Raw genomic sequence first — 22,964 nt, 5'->3', positions numbered from 1 at the left:
TTTTCGTATCTTAATAAAAGAAATATTGAATTAATAAACCGATTCCTAAGAGGAAGCCGAAGAATGTATTTGTTTGCGCTGTAAATTTCATCGCAGGCATAACTTCTTTTGCTTCTTTTTTATCGCGGAAAATTTGAATCGCACGTAGTGGCTTTGGAACGCTTAAGAAAATGATTAGAGCCCAAAATGTAATACCATCAATCGCTACAAGAGCGATTACCCATAAGTACGAAACGATAAAAAAGCCTGATAGCACAGAAATGGCATTATCTCGACCTACTAAAATAGCAAGTGTTCTACGACCACCTTCTGTATCGCCAACGATATCACGAATATTGTTGGACAGCATGATAGCCCCAACTAAAATCATACTCGGTACTGAAAGCATAACAGCATCAAATGTTACTGTAAGCGTTTGAATATAAAAGGCGATTAAGACAATCCCCATTCCCATAACAGCGCCAGATACAAGTTCCCCGAATGGTGAGTAGGCTATTGGGTATGGTCCTCCAGTATATAAAAAACCAATAAGCATACAAACAAGCCCGACAGCAGCAAGCCACCAAGAGGTTGAGGCACATATGTAAATGCCAAGCAACATAGCGATTGCATAGAAGCTTAAGGCAATCATCATAATTGTTTTTGGTTGAACACCGTGACGCACAATCGTTCCGCCGATACCGACAGAATTTTCATTGTCTAATCCTAATTTGTAATCGTAATATTCATTGAACATATTTGTTGCTGCTTGTATAAGCATACTTGCAATGAGCATAGCAAAAAATAGTCCAAAATCAATTGTTTGTTTTTCAATTGCTAAGGCAATCGCTGTTCCTAAAAATACTGGAACGAATGAAGCGGTTAAAGTGTGTGGACGTGTTAAATGCCACCAAACTTTAAAACCCCTATCAGCTTCAATGACTTTTGTCATAAGGTCTTTCTCTCCTTCAAATGTTGTAGACTATTCCTATTTTATACGAAGAATGAGAAATTGGGTAGGTTCACAGCTTATTACATACAGTTCAGTTAAAAAAATGATACAATAGAACATGCATTTATGAACTGAAAACAATAATTAAGATAATAGCAACAGTACGAAAAATAGGCTAGCAAACAAACAATGACAACTATTTTAACAAAAGAAATACGATGTGGAAAAAGTACAAACGCTCACTTCATTATGCAAAGTCTTGGTCAATTTGTGCTTCAAGAAAAGCCAAAGTGGTTGATATTTATGACTGAAAGTGTAGAACGAGTACAAAACATACCGTGCGTCATTCATTATGTACATTGCAACAACGGAGGTAATTTTCATGCAACAGAAGTGGTACCAAGCCACAGAGGTAGAAGTGGACTCTTTGGGCCAAAGCCTTCATTTTTATATGGAAACAATTGAAGTAAGTCGCTTATCGGCGCTCGCATTTTATGCGGCGGGCGAGGAGCATTATAAAGGTGAACGATTTTATTGGCAAAATAGAGAAAAAACAATGACATTAGTAGGGCTAGGACATGCCTATACAATTCAAAATAACGCCAAAAATGATCGCTTCGATGCGGTAGAAGCGGAATGGAGAAGCTTAACGAAAAACTGTGTTAAGGGTCAAAGCGAGTTACAGCCAATTTTGTTTGGCGGATTTACATTCGATCCACAAAATGATGTAACTGGGGAGTGGACAGACTTTCCAGAGGCTTATTTTGCACTCGCAACATATCAGCTTGTCATCCGTGATGACAAAGCGTTTGTAAGTATACATCTTATTTCAGAAAATGAGCAGGCAGAGTCTCAATTTGAAGCATTACGTAAAGAGCGAGATCATTTAATTCATGCTGCTCAGGTAAAAGAAGTGAAAACGTATTCAAAACCTGAAATCACAAGTTATTTTGAACCATATAAGGAGCCATATTTAGCTTCGATTGACCAAGTAACAGCATTGATTAAGCAGAAGAAGGCAGATAAAGTCGTTATTGCACGCTCACTAGCATTGCAATTTAAAGAACAAGTTTCCTCACCACAGGTACTATCACAAATTATTCATGAGCAGCCAGAGAGCTATTTATTTGGTTTAGAACGTCAAGAAATATTGTTCTTTGGTGCGTCCCCTGAACGTCTTGTAAAAGTAGAAAAGGGCCGCGCCTTTTCATCTTGTGTTGCAGGCTCTATTAAACGTGGTAAGACAGCAGAGGAAGATGAAGCCTATGGACAAAGCTTATTAAATGATTCGAAAAATGGTGGCGAGCATCAATATGTTGTCGATATGATTGCGGAAACATTCCGTAAAAATTGTGTAGAGATGACAATACCGGATAGCCCTCGCCTACTAAAAATTAGAGATATACAACATTTATATACACCTGTTGAAGGTCAGTTAAAAAATGAAGCAACAATATTACAACTGACAAAATCTTTGCATCCAACGCCAGCTTTAGGTGGTGTGCCAAGAAAAGAGGCAATGGCAGCTATACGTAAGTATGAGCCTATGAATCGTGGACTTTACGCTGCTCCAATTGGTTGGGTAGATGCAGAAGGCAATGGGGAATTTGCGGTGGCCATTCGTTCGGCTGCTTTACTTAAGGATAAAGCTTATTTATATGCTGGTGGCGGTATTGTAGCAGATTCAGAGCCACAATCTGAATATGAGGAAACATTAGTGAAATTCCGTCCAATGCTTCGTGCGCTAGGAGGACAATTACATGAGTGAACAGAAAATTTTAACGGACTATGTTTATAAAATGGTGGCATCACTAGTGCAAGCTGGTGTTGAAAACGTTGTTGTCAGCCCTGGCTCACGTTCGACACCTTTAGCTTATGCATTTGCTTCAACGAAACAGCTCCATATGTATCGTCAGGTTGATGAACGATCTGCTGCCTTTTTTGCGCTAGGAATTGCAAAGGCTACAGCAAAACCTGTTGTTCTTTTATGTACATCGGGAACAGCTGCGGCAAACTATTTTCCTGCCATTGTTGAAGCAAGCTATGCTCGTGTACCGTTAATTGTAATTACAGCTGACCGTCCACATGAACTGCGAGAGGTCGGTGCACCACAGGCTATTAATCAGCCGAATTTATATGGTACGAATGTTAAATGGAGCGTGGATTTCCCTTTGGCAGATGGTGCCGCACCAACACTACCGTTTATTGAGCGTCATATTGCACGTGCGGTAGCGGTGGCAATGAGCGCTCCATTTGGACCGGTGCATATTAATGTACCGTTTAGAGAACCTTTGTTGATTGATTTTCGAGATGAACTTCCAGAAGCGACATTTAAGCACAGTAGTATGGGGCAGTTAATACCTTCTATGGCGACTCAACAGGAGCTAGCGGAGATTTTACGTGCAACCAAAAGAGGCTTTGTGATTATAGGTGAGCTAGCACTTGGTACAGATTTAACAATTATGTGGGAGTTTGTTCGCCGATTAAAATGGCCAGTCATTGTCGAGAGTTTATCGAATATGCGAGCTTCTGTTCCAGAGGATTGTCTGCCATATATCATCACAACGTATGATGCAATTATGAAGAGTGATGATTTTAAAGCATTAGTTGAACCAGATACGGTACTTCGTTTAGGAGCACAGCCTGTTTCTAAATTTATTATGCAGTTTATTACAAAATCTCAGCCTAATGCTTATATTGTTGTTGATGAAGATCCGATGTTCCGCGATTCTACAAGCGTGTCAACTCATTTTATTCACGCAAGTATTGGTGAGTGGCTCACTCAATTAGAAATCTCTGGGACAGCATTAGAAGTAGAATATTTAGCTGAGTGGCAAGATGCTAATGATATTGCTTTGGAGTATATTGAGCATTATGCTGACGCTGCAATCGATGAGGGAGCAATGGTAAGTCGATTATTAAAAATGATTCCTAATGGTAGTGATATTTTTGTTAGTAGCAGTATGCCAGTACGTGATATTGATACGTTTTTAATGGCGACATCGAAGGATATTCGTCTTGTTGCGAATCGTGGAACGAATGGTATTGATGGCGTCGTATCAACTGCAATGGGCTTTAGTCAAGGAAATAACCGTGAAACTTACTTGCTTATTGGTGATTTAGCCTTTTTACATGATGTCAACGGTCTTATTGCTTCAAGATATCAGGAATGCAACCTAACAATAATCGTTATGAATAATGATGGCGGCGGTATTTTCTCTTATTTACCACAATCCACAGTTGAGGCACATTATGAAGATTTATTTGGCACACCAACTGCACTTGAGTTCCGGGATATTGCCAATATGTACAATATGGACTATATCCGCGTAGAAGATATTTCAGAGCTATCTGTAAAGTTCACTATGAGCAAAAAACGACCAATGCGCTTAATCGAAATTTTCACGGATCGTGAGGAAAATGTCTATGCGCATCGGGCACTGTGGAATCGCATTAATGCGGGGTTAAAAGCATGGCAAAGCTAATGATTCGCGGGCTTGAAACATACGTGGAAATCTGGAATGAAGAAGCGGAGCAAACGCTCGTGGCATTACATGGTTTTACAGGTAGTACGGCTACATGGCAAAATTTGGCGAAAGCTCTACCTAGTGTACGAGTTATTGCTGTTGATTTAATGGGGCATGGTCAAACAGCTATACCTCAGCAAATTAGTCGTTTCTCAATGCAAGAGCAAATCCAAGATTTAGAGGAAGTTTTTGGCCAGCTACAGCTCAAGAAATTTACGCTGTTAGGCTATTCAATGGGAGGGAGAGTTGCATTATCGTATGCAATCTCCTACCCTGAACGTATTGAAAAGCTAATTTTAGAAAGTGCTTCGCCAGGTTTAAGAACTTCAAAGGAAAGTTCTGAACGTCGTGAGCGGGATAACGCTCTAGCTGAAAAGATAATTAGTAAAGGTTTGTTATCATTTGTTAATGCATGGGAGAACATTCCTTTGTTTGAGTCTCAAAAGCGTTTACCTCACAGTGTTCTAGAAGCGATTAGGTTAGAGCGACTTTCTCAGAAAGAGGAAGGCTTGGCAGGTAGCTTACGAGGGATTGGTACAGGTAGTCAGCCATCGAATTGGATGTCGTTGGATAAGCTTGAATTTCCTGTTCTTTTAATTACAGGCTCACTTGATGAGAAATTTTGTAAAATCGCACTAGAAATGAAAGCGTTATTAAAAAATGCCAAGCATACGACAGTAAATGACGTTGGACATGCAATTCATGTGGAAAATCCCGCTCAGTTTGCTACAATGGTAGAGGAGTATTTAACGTAATATAATTTTTACGTTATCGCCTCGGTTTTGAACGAGACGAATTTAATTATTAGGAGGCAATTCAATGACACGTCAATGGACAAGTTTACATACTTATGAAGACATTAAGTATGAGTTCTATAACGGTATCGCAAAAATTACGATCAACCGTCCTGAAGTGCGCAACGCATTCCGACCAAAAACGGTAATGGAAATGATCGATGCTTTTTCACGTGCACGTGATGACAAAAATGTTGGAGTTATCATTTTGACTGGTGAAGGTGAGCATGCCTTCTGTTCAGGTGGAGACCAAAAAGTACGCGGTCATGGCGGCTACGTTGGTGAAGATGAGATCCCACGTCTAAACGTTCTTGATTTACAACGTTTAATCCGTGTTATTCCAAAACCTGTAGTAGCGATGGTTGCAGGTTATGCAATCGGTGGTGGACACGTATTACACGTTGTCTGTGACTTAACTATTGCTGCCGACAACGCTCGCTTTGGACAAACTGGACCAAAAGTTGGTTCATTCGATGCTGGTTATGGCTCAGGCTATCTTGCACGTATTATCGGTCATAAAAAGGCGCGTGAAATTTGGTACCTTTGCCGTCAATATGATGCACAGCAAGCACTTGATATGGGATTAGTTAACACAGTTGTTCCATATGAGCAATTAGAAGATGAAACTGTACAATGGTGTGAAGAAATGCTACAAATGTCTCCAACTGCTCTACGCTTCTTAAAAGCAGCAATGAATGCAGATACAGATGGTTTAGCAGGTCTTCAACAAATGGCTGGCGACGCTACTCTTCTTTACTACACAACAGATGAAGCTAAAGAAGGTCGTGACGCATTCAAAGAAAAACGTCAACCAGATTTCGGTCAATTCCCAAGATTCCCTTGATTATCTGAAACGTTTAACGGCTCGTATCTTAATGAGATACGAGCTTTTTGTATATCTAAAGTAGCGAGACGGATAGACTTGCTAGAGCGACGGAAAGTTACGGTTTAGTGGCGGAACCCGGTGCATTAGCGGCGGAAAGCGGTGCGTTAGCGGCGGAAAGCGATACGTTAGCGGCGGAAAGCGATGCATTAGCGGCGGAAAACGTTTTATTAGCGGTGAAACAGCCTGCTTTAGCAGCGGAACACCGTGTCAGAGCACTGAATAGACATGTAAAGCAACGGATTACCTCATCAAAGCAATGGACATATCTCCTCAAACTAACAAATAGACGGATGATGTGATAAAGCGGTAAGATTAAGGCTGATTGGAGGAATAACGAGATGTATCTAAATTGGATATTACAGCGAGCGTATTTAACACCTTTACGAAACGGTTTAACATATAATGGGCAGACTTGGACATTTCAAGAATTAAATGATTTATCTTTAAAACGTGCTCGTCAACTGACAGCACTGGATATTAAGCAAGGAGACCGTATTGCCATAATGGGGCCGAGTAAGCCTTCCCTTGTCATTATGATGTACGCGTGTATGCATTTACAATGTGAAATGGTCATGCTAAATCGTAGGCTAACACAGGATGAAATTTCCTATCAGCTAGAGGATTCAGAGGCTGTAGCGGTATTAATTGCAGATGAGGATATAGAAAAATTACCATCACATACGTCATATTATTTATTTTCTACTATAGAAAAAAGTACAGAAGTGGCTATTGATATTACGAAAGAATGGTCTTTAAACCAAACAACATCGATTATGTACACATCTGGCACGACTGGTTTTCCAAAGGGGGTTTGTCAAACAGTTGGAAATCATCAGGCAAGTGCAACTGCCTCCGTTTTAAATATAGGTTTGAATGCGGACGATACTTGGTTATGTGCTGTACCACTTTTTCATATTAGTGGCTTTTCTATTTTAGTGCGCTCATTGTTGTATGGCAATAAAGTACATTTATATGATCAATTTGATGCAGAAGCCATTTCACAAAATATAATGGATGGCGAGGTTACACATATGTCAGTAGTTGCTGTCACATTGGAAAGGATTCTACATACCCTTGAACAGAAAAATGCACAAGCTTCACCAAAATTTAAAATGATGCTAGCGGGTGGTGGGCCTGTGCCAGTAGATTATTTAAAGAGAGCGCATGCATTAAATTTAGCTGTAGCTCAAACGTATGGTATGACTGAAACTTCGTCACAAACTGCAACATTAGCAAATGAAGATGCGATGCAAAAAATTGGTTCTGCGGGAAAACCATTATTTTTTAATCAAATTCGCATTGCTGAGCCGAATGACAATGGTGAAGGAGAAATTTGCATACGTGGCCCGCATGTTACACCAGGGTATATCGGTCGTTTTGCCGAAAAAGGTGCAACGATTGATGGCTGGCTCCATACTGGGGATATTGGTTATATAGATGAAGAAGGTTATTTATTTGTCATTGATCGTCGGGCGGATTTAATTATTTCAGGTGGAGAAAATATTTATCCTGCTGAAATCGAAAATGTGCTACTTACACACCCTGCTGTTAAGGAAGCGGGAGTATGCGGCATCGATGATGATGCTTGGGGGCAGGTACCAATCGCCTTTGTTGTATTAAAAGAAGAAGTACAGGTAGAACAAATACAAGCATTTTGTCAAAGGAAGCTTGCGAAATATAAAATACCAAAAGAAATTATTGTTACGGACGAGCTCCCTCGAAACGGAGCCAACAAGCTACTTCGTCGAAAATTAATGGACTAATAACAAAAAGAAGCCTTCATTGATATGATGGCTTCTTTTCGTGTTTTTAATTGCAAAGTATGGCTCTTCGGCAAAACGAGTGGTTGATTTCCGTTCCGACTGGGCGCTTTGCCGCTGACGCTTCGCTTTCGCGCAGAGCAGAGCTTCCTGGGGGCGTCCGATGAGCCGCTTCGTTGTTGCTGTCGCTACACTTTCGCACAGATAAAACATTTGCTGTCGCTACGTTAGCACTACGCTTTCGCACAGAAAACATCCGCTTCGCTGCAGGGTCTCATCTGTGACGCTGATCCCCAAGGAGTCGCCCAGTCTCCACTCCAATCAACCTTTGACTTGGCATGTATCTTATGGCATATAACACGTAAAAAACGTATCTTCAGTAATTAATATTTGTTCAAAAACGAATGGACAGCAACATTATTTATCTGCACAAAAGCGAAGTGCTAATGAAGCGGTAGGGGCAACAAAAGTGAAGAAAGCATCGCGCCTGGAACGGAAAATCCTCCTTATTTAAAGCGCCCCAACATTCAAAAAGATTTCTTTGGCCATTTTTTCACCACAATGAAAGAAGCCTTCATTATATGAAGGCTTCTTTTATTCGTTTTAAATTATTTCAGCGGGTGTCCAAACATCCGCTAAAATAGAGGAACTCAGTCTAAGAACGCCACGTCCTGTGGCAACGACTGAGTGACCAACATCATGTTGGCCTCCTGCCGGTTCTGGACGAATTATGCCGAGGGATAATTAATAAGTCATTTTTAGTTAAAATTTAGGATTTAATTAATCATTCATTAACATAATAAAAAATGACAGGCATAAACTAGTTAGTAAAGGAGAATGACTCATATGAGAAAATATATATATAATGTTGTCATTATATTATTTGTTCTACAAATGAGTCATGTGCAAGTATTCGCAAACTATGAACAAAAGAATATTGCAACTGCCAATTCAATAGAAACACTACAACATCTAATTCAAAAACAAGTCATGCAATTAACTACTGAATTTGACATTCGCTATACTGGTAATACGTCGGAAATAAAAGATGAACTATCAGAGCTTATTAAACATGCTATTCAAGATCCATATATTTACGCCAATATTTCTAGTTTTAAATGGAAATATGATGGTTACGCCGATAATATTGTCATTAGATTTGAGTTTACCTACCATATTTCACAGGAAGAGGAGACATTTGTAGAACAGACTTTGGCGAATATTATTGAACCTATGCATGGATTAAGCGAAATGCAGAAAATACAGGCCGCACATGATTTTATCGTTCTATCTACTGAATATTCAAAGGAAACCAAAGGAAGTCAATATTCTCCCTACACATTGCTTACGGAAAACAAGGGAGTTTGTCAGGCATATGCTTTAGTGCTTTATCGAATGTTAGAGATGTTAGGCTTTGAAGTACAATATGTACCAGGAAAAGTAGGGGAGCAACTTCACGCATGGGTCTTAGTGAAGCTTGATAATGCATGGTATCATATCGACGTTACATGGGATGATCCATTGCCTGATCGTAAAGGTGAGGTACGTTATAATTATTTTTTAGTGTCTGATCGCCAATTAGCACAGGATCACTCTTGGGACTATACAAGTTTCCCAGCTGCTACAAGTGAAGCCTATATTGATTTACAAAAAAAGAGTAAGGTTGATGCTCTTACAAAACCAATATTGGATAGTTATTTTAACTTTGATAAAGGGCTATCTATTTTAAGTAAAAATAAACAAATGGTAAAGCAATTAATAGTACAGCCTACAAAGCTTTTGAAAGGTAAAAAAAGCGATAATCCTGTTCAGTTGAATTTAAATGAATGGGAACCAATCATTTTAGAAAGTAATGTAGCCCAAGTAAAGGCTAATCGAAATATAATACAAAATGATTTGCATAAGAGAAATGGGCTAATAAGTGTTTATAGAATGGAAAAACGAATGCCACAAGAAAAGTACGTCATAATAAAGGAGGTGTCCCAAACGATTTTCGGGGCACCTCCTTACTCATTTATTTTTGAGTGTTTAATGCGGTATCTAAAGTTTTAATATTTCTCTTCATAAGGGTGAAGTAAGTTTCATCATTCTTCACGTCATCTGCTGTTAAAACACTTAAATTATGCAGGACAAGAGACTTTGCTCCAACTTCTTTTTGGATAACCTCGGCTAATTTAGAAGAAACATTTTGCTCGAATAAAATGTAGTGAATATGCAACTCATTTGCTTTATCAACAATCGCCGTAAGTTCTTTTTGAGAAGGCTCATTTTGTGAATTTAGACCGGCTATTGGAATTTGCTTTAAGCCGTATTGACCTGCGATATAGCCAAATGCTGCATGTGATACGAAGAACGTCTTCTCTTGCGCTTTATCAGCCATTGCTTTATATTCATTGTCTAAATCCTGTAGTTCTTTTACCAATGCCTCGTAGTTAGCTGTAAATGTAGCTTCTTGTTCTGGCATTTTTTTAACTAGATTGTTTTTAATGGAAAGTGCTAAGTCTTGACTGATAGTTGGTGATAGCCAAACATGTGGATCTACATTACCATGTTCATGATCACCATGTCCGTCTTCATGATCATGATGAGCATCCTCTTCATCATCATGTGTGTGACCGGTGCTCATAGCTAATTTTTCATCTGAAACCTGATCTGCAGTTGCCACCATTGTTACATCTTCATTAGCTAGGGTCTTTTTGGCATTTTCAACAAAGCCCTCTAACCCTAAACCGATATAGAAAAATATATCAGCATCTGCTAATTTCATCATATCTTTTTGTGTTGGCTCAAATGTGTGTTCATTGGCGCCAGCAGGGTAAATAGAAGAAACCTTTACAAAATCGCCACCAATTCGTTGTGCAAAATAACTTAATGGATAGACAGTTGTGTAAATTGTTAATTTATCCTTTTTTTCTGACTGTTTAGATGTGGATGTTTTATCTCCGCAGGCAGCCGTGAATAGGGCAAGAACTGCAACTAAACATAATAAAAATATTTTTTTCATCTTGTAGTATACCTCTTTCAAATAGTAATCGTTACGATTTGATTTTTAGAACAGTTTCTATGATAACGCACATCTGAAAAAAGTACAAGAAAAAATGACCCTCGAAAATTATTTCTTTTTCGAAGGCCATTTTTCAGGCACAGGATCAAAGCCTCCAGAATGGAATGGTTGGCATTTTGATATACGTTTAATCGTTAAATAGAATCCTTTAATGGCACCGTGTTTTTGAAAAGCTTCAAGCCCATAGGAGGAGCATGTAGGGTAGAAGCGGCAGGATGGCGGCGTCATTGGTGATATGAATTTTCTGTAAAACTTAATGAGCCATATAAAGGGATATTTCATATTTGTTTATCCTTTTGTTGATCGTTAATCTGCTTAGGCTTAGCATCGATAGTTTGTGTAAAGAAATTACTTTTTTTCTTCAACAGGACAATGACAGAAACGCCAAACATAAGCATCATCATTGCGATCATAATGATTATAGGTAATGGTACTCCCATTGCGTTCACTCCAAATTCTATTCGTTAATAATATTATAAAAGAATTTCATGAAAAAATGTACAAATTGAACTAGTCATCGTCTTGATGAAAGCTCTGCTGAGGTTTTTCATCAACTGTATGTTTAAAAGCATACGCACGATTGACACTGATAATAGTCGCGACAGTTATTAAAATAACAATGATTGCTGCTACAATTAAGAGTGTGATTAAACTCATGGCATTCACTCCGTTCCTTATTCATCATATCTATTATAAATTAGATAATCTTACTTAGTTGTGAAGGAAGTTTGACATTCCAGCGAATAAAACAACACTTTTATCACCATACTATGGTAAAAGGAGTGTTTTGTAGAGATGGAGCGTCAGCGTGTATACTTTTCACTTGCCAATAGAACGTATTATACAAATCCATATGCAGGACCGTGGAACTTTGAACTCAATATAGATCGACAAGCATTAGATGTCTTTGAAAAGATTTTTCAGCAAATGCAGATGTTAGAAATTTCGAATGCATGGCGTGCGCAATTGCCATATATACAATATCATCTTGATAGAGAAAATGATGAAATTGATTTGCGATTAAAAAAAATCTATGCACTTGTTCATGAGTATGGGGATGATGATACGAAGGCATTTGTAGAACAGCTTCCTTACTTCAACAAACGTGTATAAAAATAGAGGGTCACTGAAAAAAACTTTCAGTGACCCTTTTTTTATTGAAGAAACGATAATGTTAATGAAAGCTAATTTTGAAAACTACTAAGGGTTCCAATGCCTACAAAAGTTAATTTCCTATTTTCCAATTCACTAATTTGGCAAACTGAACAGCTATGATTTTGATGGATTAACCATTGTTATAAAAGATGAGCTCATCCAAGTAGAGAAGTTTCAAAATTTGTTGCGCTGTAGTTGCTTACAATTGAATAAATATAGTATTGAATGCGGTATCGCTCCCTGTTAAAATCCTCGATCGCACCGATTAATGGTCCTAATGACAATATATTTACACTTCAGGAGTTGAATATTAGTGATTTTATTTGTTGATTGTAGCTATATGATTACACTATAGTGAAATAAAAGATCATCACAAATGCTGAAGAATGCCAATATATTTTAGTAATTGATTCGACTCATTGCATGAAATAAGACTTTAACAATATAAATAAGGGGTTGAAGAGCATGTTCTCATTTACAGATTTAAATGGTTTACAAGTGGATTTAAGTTTTATAAGAGGCGAATTGGACATTGAGCCTAAGCATGTACTTGTTTTATTAAAGCATGAAAATAAGTGGTTATGTACGATTCATAAACGTCGTGGTGTAGAGGTCCCAGGTGGCAAGCAAGAACCTGGAGAAACATTAGAGCAGGCAGCAGTTAGGGAAGTATTTGAGGAGACTGGTGTTCATGTGAAAAATCTTAAATGGTTTGCAGAATACGCCGTTCATGATGACATCTTATTTTGTAAAACGGTCTTTACCGCACAGTTTGTAGGTCAAGAGGACATAGAATTTGATTTAGAAACGTCAGGCATGCTTTGGTTAACAGATGAAGAATTTGCTCAGCATCCTAACTTGAGTTTTCATATGAGGGATGAGGGTATGAAGAAAATGCTGGAGGAGTTGAAACATCGTGACAAACAATGGTGATATCGTAAAAAAGCGTGCCTATCCTTCGCCGAATCCAGCTATACGTTTAACCGAAATTACTTATATGTCACAGGGACTACGTGTGAAGGGATTATTAGCGGAGCCTAAAGCAGAAGGTACATATGATGGCTTTTTATATTTACGGGGAGGCATGCAAAGCATTGGCATGGTTAGACCTTCGCGTGTCGCACAGTTTGCAGCTCAAGGCTTTATCGTTTTCGCCCCGTATTACCGTGGCAATCGAGGTGGAGAAGGACGAGATGAGTTTGCTGGAGCGGATCGTTATGACGCTGTATACGCTGTAGACGTGCTAAAACAGTTTTGTAATGATAATATTCATGTCTTTGGTTTTTCACGTGGTGGTATTATGGCACTTTGGACGGCGATATTACGTAGAGATATCACCTCTGTTGTAACATGGGCAGGAGTATCTGATGCAACAGCTACATATTGGGAGCGGTCAGATATGCGCCGTATGATGAAGCGTGTTATAGGAGGGACGCCTAATCGTGTACCAGAGGCTTATGATGCTCGAACACCACTATTTGAGGTAGAGCACATTACAGCTCCAATACTTATTATTCATGGCTATCTTGATGAAAATGTAGATATTGAACATGCAAGACAGTTAGAATTTTATTTAAAGGATGCCAATAAAACATATGAGACATGGTATGATCACCGCTACGCTCATCAGTATCCACCGGCCAAAAATAGAGAGACAGTACATGCACTTTGCGAATGGATGAAACGACAATAAGGTATTCAAGCTGTCTTTCCATTCAACGATTCTAATGTAGAAACTCTTTGGAATCAAAAAGATATTAACGCGGGGTAGACCTCAGAATTGCTCGGGTCAGTGGGAAAACTGCTCGGGTAGGACAAAGAACCGCTCAGGTGCTTTGGGTAGACACCTGAGCGGTAGCAAAAATTAAGGATATTTACTCTATATATTTTGCTAAAAAGTTATTAATAGTTTCCCAATAAGTATCTCCAGCAACACTTTCAGCATTACCATGCCCAGCACCTTCAACTATCAATTTCTCCTTCGGTACATTGGCAGCCTCATATACTTCATTAAGCATATCAGAGGGAACAAATGTATCATTACTTCCATGAATGAATAGCATCGGCGTTTTTGATTTTGCTACTTGCTCGACAGTATTAGCTTCACCAAGCGTAAAGTCAGCTCTTAACTTCGTAACAATTGAAGAGAATTGCATAATAGGAAATTCAGGTAAATTAAAGAGTGCTTTCAATTGATAGGAGAATTCATCCCAAACTGAGGAATAACCACAATCCTCAATAATAGCCTTAACATTGTCAGGTAGATCTTCTCCTGAGGCCATCATCACTGTAGCACCACCCATGGAAACACCATACAAAACAATTTCAGCGTTTTTATCAGAACTGATAATATTATTAATCCAAGAGACTACATCAAGTCGATCATGCCAGCCCATACCAATATAGTCACCGTCACTTTTTCCGTGAGCCCTTGCATCAGGTACGAGAACGTTGTAGCCTGTATCATAAAAATGCTTAGCGTACTTTGTCATTTGTGAGCCATCAGATGAATATCCGTGGAAAACAATTGCCCATTTATTTGTTTCGTTTGTATTTTTAAGCGTATAAGCATGTAATTTCAAATTATCGAAAGACTGTATATAAGAATCCTCATAATTCTCTTTAAACCACTTCTCACTCTCTTCTTTTTCTTTAGCATCCTTAGGACTAACAGCAATAGAATTGTGCGGAGCATTAAAGACTTCTGATTTATCAGTATTAGGATTTAATGCGAAGTTATAAAAATAATTCCCTGCAAAAAATCCAGCCCCAACAAACAATACTAATAGAAGACTGACAATGGTAATAATCACTTTGTACTTTCTTTTCATATGTATCCCCCTAAAACTACTATTATGAATTATACACAAAGTTAACAATATGAAAAGTGGACTTTTCAAAATAAGGGGATATAAAAAAGGGAACGACTTGAATCGTTCCCTTTGAATGTTGTCGAAATGCTAATAATTTAGTGTGGCTCTTCGGCAAAAATGAGAGATTGATTTCCGCTCCGACTGGGCGCTTTGCCGCTGACGCTTCGCTTTCGCGCAGAGCAGAGCTTCCTGGGGGCGTCCGATGAGCCGCTTCACTCGCGTTGCTCGCTCCAGGGTCTCATCTGTGACGCTGTGATCCCCAAGGAGTCGCCCAGTCTCCGCTCCAATCAATCCTTTCACTCGGCATGTATCTTCTGGCATGCTACTCTAATTAATAGTGATAAAACGGTACTGTTTTGTGTGCGAAATCGAAGAGTTAGCAAAACACAAAGCAGAAGAAGTGGCTAGATACATAGGATAGCGAGTAGTCTAGAATGGAAATCACCCTCATTTAAAGAGCTATATATTTACAAAAATTTTCTTTTTCAATACAAAAAAGGGAACGACTATTAAATCGTTCCCTTTGCTTTATTTTAATGGACCGCCAAGTTTAGTGATGGCTTCAGAAACATTTGAGAATTTCTCGAAGTTTTTGTTGAATAAGCCAGCAAGTTCAGCAGCTTTAGCATCATAAGCAGCTTTGTCTGTCCATGCATCACGAGGGTTAAGCACTTCTGTTGGTACACCTTCAATAGAAGTTGGAATGTTTAAACCGAATACTGAATCTTGAATTGTTTCAACATCAGCTAATTTTCCATCAATTGCAGCACGTACCATTGTACGAGTGTAAGAAAGTTTCATACGGCTACCAGTACCATATTCGCCACCAGTCCAACCAGTGTTCACTAAGTATACTTGTGCACCATGCTCGTCAATTTTTTGACCTAACATTTCAGCATAAACTGTTGCTGGAAGTGGAAGGAATGGAGAACCGAAGCAAGTTGAGAATACTGGTTCTGGCTCTGTTACTCCACGTTCTGTACCAGCAAGTTTAGATGTGAAACCGCTTAGGAAGTGGTACATTGCTTGCTCTTTTGTTAATTTACTGATTGGAGGTAATACACCAAATGCATCAGCCGTTAAGAAGATGATTGTTTTTGGGTGACCTGCAACAGATGGATCAACAATATTTTCAATGTATTGAATTGGATAAGCGACACGTGTATTTTCTGTTAATGAACCATCGTCATAGTCACAAACTCGAGTTTCTGGATCAACTGCTACGTTTTCTAGAACAGAACCGAAGCGGATTGCGTTGTAGATTTCTGGTTCTTTTTCAGCAGAAAGGTTAATTGTTTTTGCATAACAACCGCCCTCAATGTTGAATACACCGTTATCAGACCAACCGTGTTCATCGTCACCGATAAGCTTACGGTCAGGATCAGCTGATAAAGTAGTTTTACCAGTACCAGATAAACCGAAGAATAATGCAACATCACCAGCTTCACCAACGTTTGCTGAGCAGTGCATTGAAAGGATGCCTTGTTGTGGTAATAAGTAGTTCATAATACCGAAAATAGATTTTTTGATTTCACCAGCGTATTCAGTACCACCGATTAGGATAATTTTCTTTTCAAGTGATACAATGATGAATGTTTCAGAAGCAGTGCCATCAACAGCAGGGTCTGCTTTAAAGTTAGGAGCTGAGATAACTGTGAAGTCAGCAACATGAGAAGCTAATTCTTCTTTAGTTGGACGGATAAATAATTGATGAGCGAAAAGATTGTGCCAAGCATATTCATTGATTACTTGGATGCTTAATTGTGAATCTTTGTCAGCACCAGCAAAGCCTTTGAATACGAATAATTCGTCACGTTCTTTTAAATATTTTACTACTTTTACATATAAGTTATCGAACACTTCAGAAGAAATTGGTTGGTTAACTTTTCCCCAGTCAATTTTGTCCTTTGTGCTTTCTTCTTCTACCGTATATTTATCTTTAGGTGAACGACCAGTGTATTTGCCAGTTTCTGCACGAACTGCGCCATCTACTGTTAACATAGCTTCACCACGAGATGTAGCTTTTTCAGCTAATTGTGGTACTGAAAGTTGAACATTAATGTTACCGCCGCTTAATAATTCCTTCAGTTCGTTTGCAATTTCTACTGAATTCATCGATTAAATACCATCCTTTTTTATAGTATTCCCTAGAGTCTGAGGGAGATTTTCTTAATTTCAAAAATAGTATAACACAATTGCTTAAATAATCTATACTAATTCAGAAATTATTTTTGCGATTTTATTACTTTTCAAGAAAACGACAAAAAGTAAATTGATTCGTTTTGATAATGCTTTTTACCCTATTTATTATTAAGTGATTTTACAATCACTTTCGACACAGCAAAATTGCTTTTAGAAGCCTTTGGATAACATGAGGTTCGCACAGGATGTGAAGTTTAGCTAGTTTTATTATCAATTGGAGCTTGTCGCCTACTGAAAAGGGGCTACAATCATATTCATCCACCACATGTACTGATGGTCTTCCGGAGCTGACGCTTTGCTTTCGCTACAAAATGTGCTGTAAAGGGTCACACATATGTTAACACATGATGTGAGGTGGAGAATAGGGATTATTTTGTTTCAATTTACAGCATAATCCAAATTAGTTTCTCCCATACTTACTTAATAAGATACATTAAAAATATTTGACAACGTTCGACCTTTTACGTATTATGAGATATTGAACGGATACTCTTATCCCGAGCTGGTGGAGGGTCAGGCCCTGTGAAACCCGGCAACCTGCATGAACTATTTCACGACATGCGCTGGTGCCAACCTGATGCAAGGGACACCCCTTGAACGATAAGAGTGAAAGGTTACGAAGTCATTATTCCTTTCCTCATGTTAAGTAAGCGTGAGAAAAGGATTTTTTTATTGTCAAAAACGAATGCAAAGGTATATATAGTCCTTTCCTTATTAAAATGACGGATCTTTCGAAATCCTCGTGTTAAAAGCAGAGCTGTTTATTAGTACAAACGTAGCGACAGCAACAAATGTTTTTTCTGTGCGAAAGCGTAGTGCAAACGTAGCGACAGCAACAAATGTTTTTTTCTGTGCGAAAGCGTAGTGCAAACGTAGCGACAGCAACAAATGTTTTTTTCTGTGCGAAAGCGTAGTGCGAACGTAGCGACAGCAACAAATGTTTTTTCTGTGCGAAAGCGTAGTGCGAACGTAGCGACAGCAACAACGGCTTGAGAGTTCAATCCTTAGGAGCGGACTTGAACATGGGTAATGAGTACCGTATTAATTCGCAAATATTATTTGTTAAAGTAATAGGAGGAAAATCAAATGACAAACCGTCGACTATTTACATCAGAGAGTGTAACAGAAGGACATCCAGACAAAATTTGTGATCAAATCTCGGATGCCATTTTAGATGCTATTTTAGCAGAAGATCCAAACGCACGTGTAGCGTGTGAAACAACAGTAACAACAGGCTTAGTATTAGTAGCAGGAGAAATTACTACTTCTACATATGTAGATATTAAAGGTATCGTTCGTGATACTGTAGCAGAAATCGGTTATACACGCGGAAAATATGGCTTTGATGCTGAAAACCTAGCTGTACTTGTTGCTATTGGCGAGCAATCACCAGATATTGCTCAAGGTGTTGACCAAGCATTAGAGGCGCGTGAAGGCTCTATGACTGACGCAGATATTGAAGCAATTGGCGCAGGTGACCAAGGCTTAATGTTCGGCTATGCATGTAACGAAACGCCAGAGCTTATGCCATTACCAATTAGTTTAGCGCATAAATTGGCTCGTCGTTTAACGGAAGTGCGTAAATCTGGCGAACTAGCATATTTACGTCCGGACGGAAAAACGCAAGTAACGATTGAATATGATGAAAACAATGTACCAGTACGCGTTGATACAATTGTAATTTCAACACAGCATGATGAAGAAGCTACACTTGAACAAATTCAAGCAGACTTAAAAGAATTCGTTATTGCCCCAGTAGTTCCAAGTGAATTACTAGATGCCAATACTAAATATTTCATCAACCCAACTGGCCGATTTGTAATTGGTGGTCCAAAAGGGGATGCTGGTCTAACTGGACGTAAAATCATCGTTGATACATACGGTGGGTATGCGCGTCATGGTGGAGGTGCTTTCTCTGGTAAAGACGCAACTAAGGTGGACCGTTCAGCGGCATATGCAGCACGCTATGTAGCAAAAAATATTGTAGCAGCTGGCTTAGCAGATCGAGCTGAAGTACAACTAGCTTATGCGATTGGTGTTGCTCAACCTGTATCCATTGCTGTCGATACATTTGGGACAGGAAAAGTGAAGGAAAGTGAAATTGTAAAATGGGTACGCGAGCTGTTTGATCTACGCCCAGCAGGGATTATTAAAATGCTTAACCTTCGTCGCCCTATTTATAAGCAAACTGCAGCATATGGTCACTTCGGTCGTACAGACTTAAATGTACCTTGGGAACAAACAGACAAAGCTGACGCATTAAAAGAAAAAGCAGGTTTATAAACTATCTAGCTAAAGTAATAAAGTAGCTGAAAAAATATTTTAAAATATTATTACAGAAAGGGGCTCAACATTCTAATAGCCCCTTTCACTTTTTTTATCGAAAAAAAGCTCCTAATATGTATGGCTCGGTTGTCCAAGCAAACGTGGAGCTGTTGATATAGCTATTTATTTTCTGTTTGAAGAGATTTATAGTATTGCCCTTTTTCTACATATTCACGTATGATGCGTTCCATATCTTCTATATCTTCATCATTTAATTTTCTTACAACCTTTGCGGGACGACCTAATGCTAAGCTATTTGGAGGAATGACTTTGCCTGGAGGTACAAGACTACCGGCCCCAATGAATGCACCCTCTCCAATCTCCGCTCCGTCTAATACTATAGAGCCCATACCTATTAAGGCTTTTTTACGAATCGTACAGCTATGTAAAGTTACTTGATGTCCGACTGTTACTTCATCTTCAATAATAAGTGGATATTTAGGGCTTTGATGTAAGCAACAGAGGTCTTGAATACTAACTCTTTTTCCGATAATTGTAGGTGATACATCTCCTCGAATAACTGTATTAAACCAAATTGTAGTTTCAGCACCTATTGTAACGTCACCAGTAACGGTTGCATAATCGGCAATAAAAACAGATGGATCGATATTGGGTGTTTTACCTTTAAATGGATAGATCATGAGGATCGCCTCTTTTCTTTCTATGATGTAATATTATCGTATCAAATACGCAACTTGATGGAAATATAAAATTAAAATGTGCTAGATATTCCGATATAATCATTGTGTAATTATTTTTTTAGGAGGACTATGTGAAATGTGGAAATGGGAAGCTGATGGACAAGCAAAGGCTGTGGTTGCTATTCTTCATGGTGCATATGAAAATCACCGATGGTATGCATGGCTTATAGAAAAACTTAGATTGGAAGGCTTCCACATAGTCATGGGTGATTTACCTAATCATGGAGTAAATGTAGGGTTTTCTCGTGTTCACGATGAAGATTTTAAAGAATACAACAAATATACAAGGCATTTAATCGAGAATGCTTTTTCGTATAATTTACCTGTCTTTTTAATAGGACATGGGCTTGGTGCGACACTATTACTACATACCATGCAAAAACGAAAATATGAATGTGCAGGGATTATCTTAACTTCACCTTGGCTTCATTTAAAACTATTACCAGGTAAACTATCAAATGCTTTAACTAGTTTAAGTGCCCTGACTGCAAATGTGAAGCTGACCCATGAAATTACATTAGAATCAATAACGCGCAGTTTAGAAGGTAGAGATGAGATGAAGGATGAGGTTCCTTTTTCGTCAGTCGTTTCAGTGAAATGGTATCGAGAACTACAGCAAATGATGCGCAATTTAGTGTTATTACCTAAGGCTGAATTCCCTAATATGCCTATGTTAGTTATGACAGCTGAAAAAGATAATATTACTGAAACTAAACAAACACGAAACTGGCTACATCAGATGGAATTTACAGAGTTTCAATTCAAAGAATGGGCAAACTGTTATCATAATTTATTCCATGAAGTAGAACGTGATGAGATTTTTGTTTATATACGTGATTTTATTAATAATGCTCTTCGAAGAATTGGCTATATAATTGAATAGTGAATTACCTCTCTAATTAACTAGAAAATTACTAACTTATTGTTACTTGAATATAATGTTGTAATTTTCTGAAAAGTGTAATACTATAATGTCTTAAGTTACATTTTTTCAAATTGGAGGGGTTAAATGGAAACAATTGTTGGGAAAATTAATGAGATTTTATGGGGACCGTGGTTTATTTATGGCATTTTGTTAATTGGGCTCTTTTTTTCAATCATTACACGGTTCCTACAAGTAAGACACATTAAAGATATGTTTGTTTTAATGTTTAAAGGCGAAAAATCGGATAAGGGGATTTCATCTTTCCAAGCGATGTCTATCGCATTATCTGGTCGAGTAGGTACAGGTAATATAGCCGGTACAGCTACAGCAATCGGGATGGGGGGACCTGGTGCTGTATTTTGGATGTGGGCAATCGCCTTTATCGGTGCGGCAACTGCTTACGTTGAGTCGACGTTGGCTCAAATTTATAAAGAAGAAAAAGATACAGAATATCGTGGTGGGCCAGCTTTTTACATAGAAAAAGGAATGGGGCAAAAGTGGTTTGCAGTTATTTTTGCTGTTGCCGCATTGGCTGCCATGTTAATTTTGATGCCGGGTGTTCAATCGAATGCAATTGCGACAGCGGTTGAAAACGCTTTCGATGTTAAGACTTGGATTACAGGACTTATTATTGTTGTATTATTAGGCACTATTATTATCGGTGGTGTTAAATGGATTGCCAATGCTGCACAGATCATTGTACCGTTTATGGCATTAGCATATATTCTTATGGCCGTCATCATTATTGCAATGAATATTAAAGAAGTACCAGCTGTATTTTCATTAATTTTTTCTAGCGCATTTGGTGCACAAGAAATCTTTGGTGGTATTATTGGCTCCGCTATTGCATGGGGGGTTAAACGCGGTATTTATTCAAATGAAGCAGGTCAAGGGACAGGTGCGCATCCGGCAGCGGCTGCAGAAGTATCACACCCTGCTAAACAAGGTATCGTACAAGCAGCTTCTGTATATATTGATACTTTATTAATCTGTACAGCTACAGCATTTATGATTTTATTTACTGGTATGTATAATGTACACGATGAAAAAGCGGGCGCTGATTCATTTGTTTATGTTGGCGATTTCAATAAAGGTGGATTAACTGGGGAAGAACAAATCACATTTGCGAAAAGTATTAAAGAAGGCGCAGCATACACACAATATGCAGTTGACTCTTCACTACCAGGTTTTGGTGGACCATTCGTAGCGATTGCATTATTCTTCTTTGCTTTTACAACGATTATGGCATACTACTACATTGCCGAAACAAATGTGGCTTATTTATTCTCAGGAGCTACAGAAAAAGTCGTCATTTGGCTAGCTAAATTTGCAATTTTAATTTCTGCATTTTACGGTACTATTCGTACATCCGACCTTGCTTGGGCAATGGGGGATGTTGGACTTGGCTTAATGGTTTGGATTAACGTTATAGCAATTTTAATTATTATGAAGCCTGCTATAGTCGCATTAAAGGATTATGAGAAACAGAAAAAAGAAGGAAAAGATCCTGTTTTTGATCCTCGTAAACTAGGAATTAAAGGTGCAGATTTCTGGGTAGACTATAATGAGAAACGTAAAAATAAATAGATGATAGAGAGAAAGCTATCTAATAGATTTAACATTCTATTAGATAGTTTTTTTGTTTGCTATAAAAAAGACTTAACACCAAAAGTTGTAGATGAAATTTGTTAAAACGTATGCCAAATGTATAAGTTGATTGTAGTGGAGGCTAGGCAACTCCTTGGGGATCATCGGATGCCCCCCGCGCCATCGGGGGATATTTTTTTTCTAAATTAAAAGGCATGATTCCAATGCGTTATC

General features: G+C 38.5%; 20 protein-coding genes and 1 riboswitch. Of the genes, 12 read left to right on the top strand and 8 right to left on the bottom strand.

All coding sequences use genetic code 11. From position 1 onward, the window contains the following. Positions 1-10: 10 nt before the first annotated feature. On the bottom strand, positions 11-931 hold the full coding sequence (locus tag ACQKMV_RS18785; RefSeq protein WP_053485082.1) for a 1,4-dihydroxy-2-naphthoate polyprenyltransferase: 921 nt from the start codon (positions 929-931) through the stop codon (positions 11-13). Positions 932-1,313: 382 nt separating this feature from the next. On the opposite strand from ACQKMV_RS18785, the gene ACQKMV_RS18780 reads away from it, so the two are divergent. From ACQKMV_RS18780 to ACQKMV_RS18755, 6 genes are all read left to right on the top strand, one after another. Next, positions 1,314-2,699 (top strand): isochorismate synthase, encoded by a 1,386-nt coding sequence (locus ACQKMV_RS18780; RefSeq protein WP_427505786.1) that lies wholly within the window; start codon positions 1,314-1,316, stop codon positions 2,697-2,699. Further along, positions 2,692-4,416 (top strand): 2-succinyl-5-enolpyruvyl-6-hydroxy-3-cyclohexene-1-carboxylic-acid synthase, encoded by a 1,725-nt coding sequence (menD, locus tag ACQKMV_RS18775; protein WP_427505784.1) that lies wholly within the window; start codon positions 2,692-2,694, stop codon positions 4,414-4,416. Before ACQKMV_RS18780 ends, menD begins: the two co-directional genes overlap by 8 nt. Continuing rightward, a complete protein-coding gene (menH, locus tag ACQKMV_RS18770; protein WP_427505783.1) occupies positions 4,404-5,213 on the top strand; it encodes a 2-succinyl-6-hydroxy-2,4-cyclohexadiene-1-carboxylate synthase in 810 nt (269 codons plus the stop codon). The genes menD and menH overlap by 13 nt, the downstream gene beginning before the upstream one ends. Positions 5,214-5,277: 64 nt before the next feature. After that, the gene (menB, locus tag ACQKMV_RS18765) at positions 5,278-6,096 is read left to right on the top strand and encodes a 1,4-dihydroxy-2-naphthoyl-CoA synthase (RefSeq protein WP_132364614.1); all 819 of its coding nucleotides are present in this window, start codon (positions 5,278-5,280) and stop codon (positions 6,094-6,096) included. A 380-nt stretch (positions 6,097-6,476) separates the two neighbouring features. Next, the gene (locus tag ACQKMV_RS18760) at positions 6,477-7,901 is read left to right on the top strand and encodes an o-succinylbenzoate--CoA ligase (RefSeq protein WP_427505782.1); all 1,425 of its coding nucleotides are present in this window, start codon (positions 6,477-6,479) and stop codon (positions 7,899-7,901) included. 843 nt (positions 7,902-8,744) lie between these two features. Continuing rightward, on the top strand, positions 8,745-9,950 hold the full coding sequence (locus tag ACQKMV_RS18755) for a transglutaminase domain-containing protein (protein WP_427505780.1): 1,206 nt from the start codon (positions 8,745-8,747) through the stop codon (positions 9,948-9,950). Here the strand turns inward: ACQKMV_RS18755 and ACQKMV_RS18750 are convergent. The 4 genes from ACQKMV_RS18750 to ytzI all read right to left on the bottom strand — a co-directional run bounded on the left by ACQKMV_RS18750 (position 9,913) and on the right by ytzI (position 11,619). Continuing rightward, positions 9,913-10,902 (bottom strand): metal ABC transporter solute-binding protein, Zn/Mn family, encoded by a 990-nt coding sequence (locus ACQKMV_RS18750; protein WP_427505778.1) that lies wholly within the window; start codon positions 10,900-10,902, stop codon positions 9,913-9,915. The genes ACQKMV_RS18755 and ACQKMV_RS18750 overlap by 38 nt on opposite strands. A gap of 108 nt (positions 10,903-11,010) precedes the next feature. Continuing rightward, the gene (gene yidD, locus ACQKMV_RS18745) at positions 11,011-11,244 is read right to left on the bottom strand and encodes a membrane protein insertion efficiency factor YidD (RefSeq protein WP_427425585.1); all 234 of its coding nucleotides are present in this window, start codon (positions 11,242-11,244) and stop codon (positions 11,011-11,013) included. Further along, entirely contained in the window at positions 11,241-11,402 is a 162-nt protein-coding gene (locus ACQKMV_RS18740) for a hypothetical protein (RefSeq protein ID WP_427505777.1), read from the bottom strand. Before ACQKMV_RS18740 ends, yidD begins: the two co-directional genes overlap by 4 nt. Before the next feature lie 70 nt (positions 11,403-11,472). Next, positions 11,473-11,619, bottom strand: coding sequence for a YtzI protein (gene ytzI / locus ACQKMV_RS18735; RefSeq protein WP_427425584.1), 147 nt, complete (start codon positions 11,617-11,619; stop codon positions 11,473-11,475). 138 nt (positions 11,620-11,757) lie between these two features. Here ytzI and ACQKMV_RS18730 point away from each other — a divergent pair, with 138 nt between their 5' ends. The 3 genes from ACQKMV_RS18730 to ACQKMV_RS18720 all read left to right on the top strand — a co-directional run bounded on the left by ACQKMV_RS18730 (position 11,758) and on the right by ACQKMV_RS18720 (position 13,810). Further along, positions 11,758-12,075 (top strand): transposase, encoded by a 318-nt coding sequence (locus ACQKMV_RS18730; RefSeq protein ID WP_427505775.1) that lies wholly within the window; start codon positions 11,758-11,760, stop codon positions 12,073-12,075. Positions 12,076-12,582: 507 nt separating this feature from the next. Further along, positions 12,583-13,050, top strand: coding sequence for an NUDIX domain-containing protein (locus ACQKMV_RS18725; protein ID WP_427505774.1), 468 nt, complete (start codon positions 12,583-12,585; stop codon positions 13,048-13,050). Then, a complete protein-coding gene (locus tag ACQKMV_RS18720; protein WP_427505773.1) occupies positions 13,034-13,810 on the top strand; it encodes an alpha/beta hydrolase family protein in 777 nt (258 codons plus the stop codon). Before ACQKMV_RS18725 ends, ACQKMV_RS18720 begins: the two co-directional genes overlap by 17 nt. Positions 13,811-13,991: 181 nt before the next feature. On the opposite strand, the gene ACQKMV_RS18715 is transcribed toward ACQKMV_RS18720, so the two are convergent. Both ACQKMV_RS18715 and pckA read right to left on the bottom strand, forming a co-directional pair. Beyond that, a complete protein-coding gene (locus ACQKMV_RS18715; protein WP_427505771.1) occupies positions 13,992-14,948 on the bottom strand; it encodes an alpha/beta hydrolase in 957 nt (318 codons plus the stop codon). A 570-nt stretch (positions 14,949-15,518) separates the two neighbouring features. Beyond that, positions 15,519-17,105: a phosphoenolpyruvate carboxykinase (ATP) gene (pckA, locus tag ACQKMV_RS18710; RefSeq protein ID WP_427505770.1), complete on the bottom strand. Its 1,587-nt coding sequence runs from the start codon at positions 17,103-17,105 to the stop codon at positions 15,519-15,521. 576 nt (positions 17,106-17,681) lie between these two features. Beyond that, positions 17,682-17,799: riboswitch (SAM riboswitch) on the top strand. A 479-nt stretch (positions 17,800-18,278) separates the two neighbouring features. On the opposite strand from pckA, the gene metK reads away from it, so the two are divergent. Then, positions 18,279-19,475 carry a methionine adenosyltransferase gene (metK, locus tag ACQKMV_RS18705; RefSeq protein WP_427505768.1) on the top strand — a complete coding sequence of 399 codons (1,197 nt, stop codon included), beginning with the start codon at positions 18,279-18,281 and terminating at the stop codon, positions 19,473-19,475. A 161-nt stretch (positions 19,476-19,636) separates the two neighbouring features. On the opposite strand, the gene ACQKMV_RS18700 is transcribed toward metK, so the two are convergent. Further along, positions 19,637-20,158, bottom strand: a complete 522-nt coding sequence (locus ACQKMV_RS18700; RefSeq protein ID WP_427505766.1) for a gamma carbonic anhydrase family protein — start codon at positions 20,156-20,158, stop codon at positions 19,637-19,639. A 136-nt stretch (positions 20,159-20,294) separates the two neighbouring features. Between ACQKMV_RS18700 and ACQKMV_RS18695 the strand changes: the two genes are divergently transcribed. Beyond that, positions 20,295-21,101, top strand: a complete 807-nt coding sequence (locus ACQKMV_RS18695; protein WP_427505764.1) for an alpha/beta hydrolase — start codon at positions 20,295-20,297, stop codon at positions 21,099-21,101. A gap of 126 nt (positions 21,102-21,227) precedes the next feature. After that, entirely contained in the window at positions 21,228-22,730 is a 1,503-nt protein-coding gene (locus tag ACQKMV_RS18690) for an alanine/glycine:cation symporter family protein (protein WP_427505763.1), read from the top strand. Positions 22,731-22,964 lie beyond the last annotated feature (234 nt).

Origin of the sequence: Lysinibacillus sp. NPDC094403 (assembly GCF_050278745.1) — a bacterium.
Classification (GTDB): Bacteria; Bacillota; Bacilli; order Bacillales_A; family Planococcaceae; genus Lysinibacillus.
This window is presented reverse-complemented; position numbering and strand designations above follow the sequence as displayed.

Bases quoted from the DNA above. Each gene is read 5' to 3' on its own strand.
- menH (WP_427505783.1), top strand. From the start codon at position 4,404: ATGGCAAAGCTAATGATTCGCGGGCTTGAAACATACGTGGAAATCTGG.
- menD (WP_427505784.1), top strand. From the start codon at position 2,692: ATGAGTGAACAGAAAATTTTAACGGACTATGTTTATAAAATGGTGGCA.
- ACQKMV_RS18725 (WP_427505774.1), top strand. From the start codon at position 12,583: ATGTTCTCATTTACAGATTTAAATGGTTTACAAGTGGATTTAAGTTTT.
- ACQKMV_RS18695 (WP_427505764.1), top strand. From the start codon at position 20,295: ATGTGGAAATGGGAAGCTGATGGACAAGCAAAGGCTGTGGTTGCTATT.
- yidD (WP_427425585.1), bottom strand. From the start codon at position 11,244: ATGAAATATCCCTTTATATGGCTCATTAAGTTTTACAGAAAATTCATA.
- ACQKMV_RS18715 (WP_427505771.1), bottom strand. From the start codon at position 14,948: ATGAAAAGAAAGTACAAAGTGATTATTACCATTGTCAGTCTTCTATTA.
- ACQKMV_RS18700 (WP_427505766.1), bottom strand. From the start codon at position 20,158: ATGATCTATCCATTTAAAGGTAAAACACCCAATATCGATCCATCTGTT.
- ACQKMV_RS18750 (WP_427505778.1), bottom strand. From the start codon at position 10,902: ATGAAAAAAATATTTTTATTATGTTTAGTTGCAGTTCTTGCCCTATTC.
- ACQKMV_RS18760 (WP_427505782.1), top strand. From the start codon at position 6,477: ATGTATCTAAATTGGATATTACAGCGAGCGTATTTAACACCTTTACGA.
- ytzI (WP_427425584.1), bottom strand. From the start codon at position 11,619: ATGAGTTTAATCACACTCTTAATTGTAGCAGCAATCATTGTTATTTTA.
- metK (WP_427505768.1), top strand. From the start codon at position 18,279: ATGACAAACCGTCGACTATTTACATCAGAGAGTGTAACAGAAGGACAT.
- ACQKMV_RS18785 (WP_053485082.1), bottom strand. From the start codon at position 931: ATGACAAAAGTCATTGAAGCTGATAGGGGTTTTAAAGTTTGGTGGCAT.
- pckA (WP_427505770.1), bottom strand. From the start codon at position 17,105: ATGAATTCAGTAGAAATTGCAAACGAACTGAAGGAATTATTAAGCGGC.
- menB (WP_132364614.1), top strand. From the start codon at position 5,278: ATGACACGTCAATGGACAAGTTTACATACTTATGAAGACATTAAGTAT.
- ACQKMV_RS18780 (WP_427505786.1), top strand. From the start codon at position 1,314: ATGCAACAGAAGTGGTACCAAGCCACAGAGGTAGAAGTGGACTCTTTG.
- ACQKMV_RS18755 (WP_427505780.1), top strand. From the start codon at position 8,745: ATGAGAAAATATATATATAATGTTGTCATTATATTATTTGTTCTACAA.
- ACQKMV_RS18730 (WP_427505775.1), top strand. From the start codon at position 11,758: ATGGAGCGTCAGCGTGTATACTTTTCACTTGCCAATAGAACGTATTAT.
- ACQKMV_RS18690 (WP_427505763.1), top strand. From the start codon at position 21,228: ATGGAAACAATTGTTGGGAAAATTAATGAGATTTTATGGGGACCGTGG.
- ACQKMV_RS18740 (WP_427505777.1), bottom strand. From the start codon at position 11,402: ATGGGAGTACCATTACCTATAATCATTATGATCGCAATGATGATGCTT.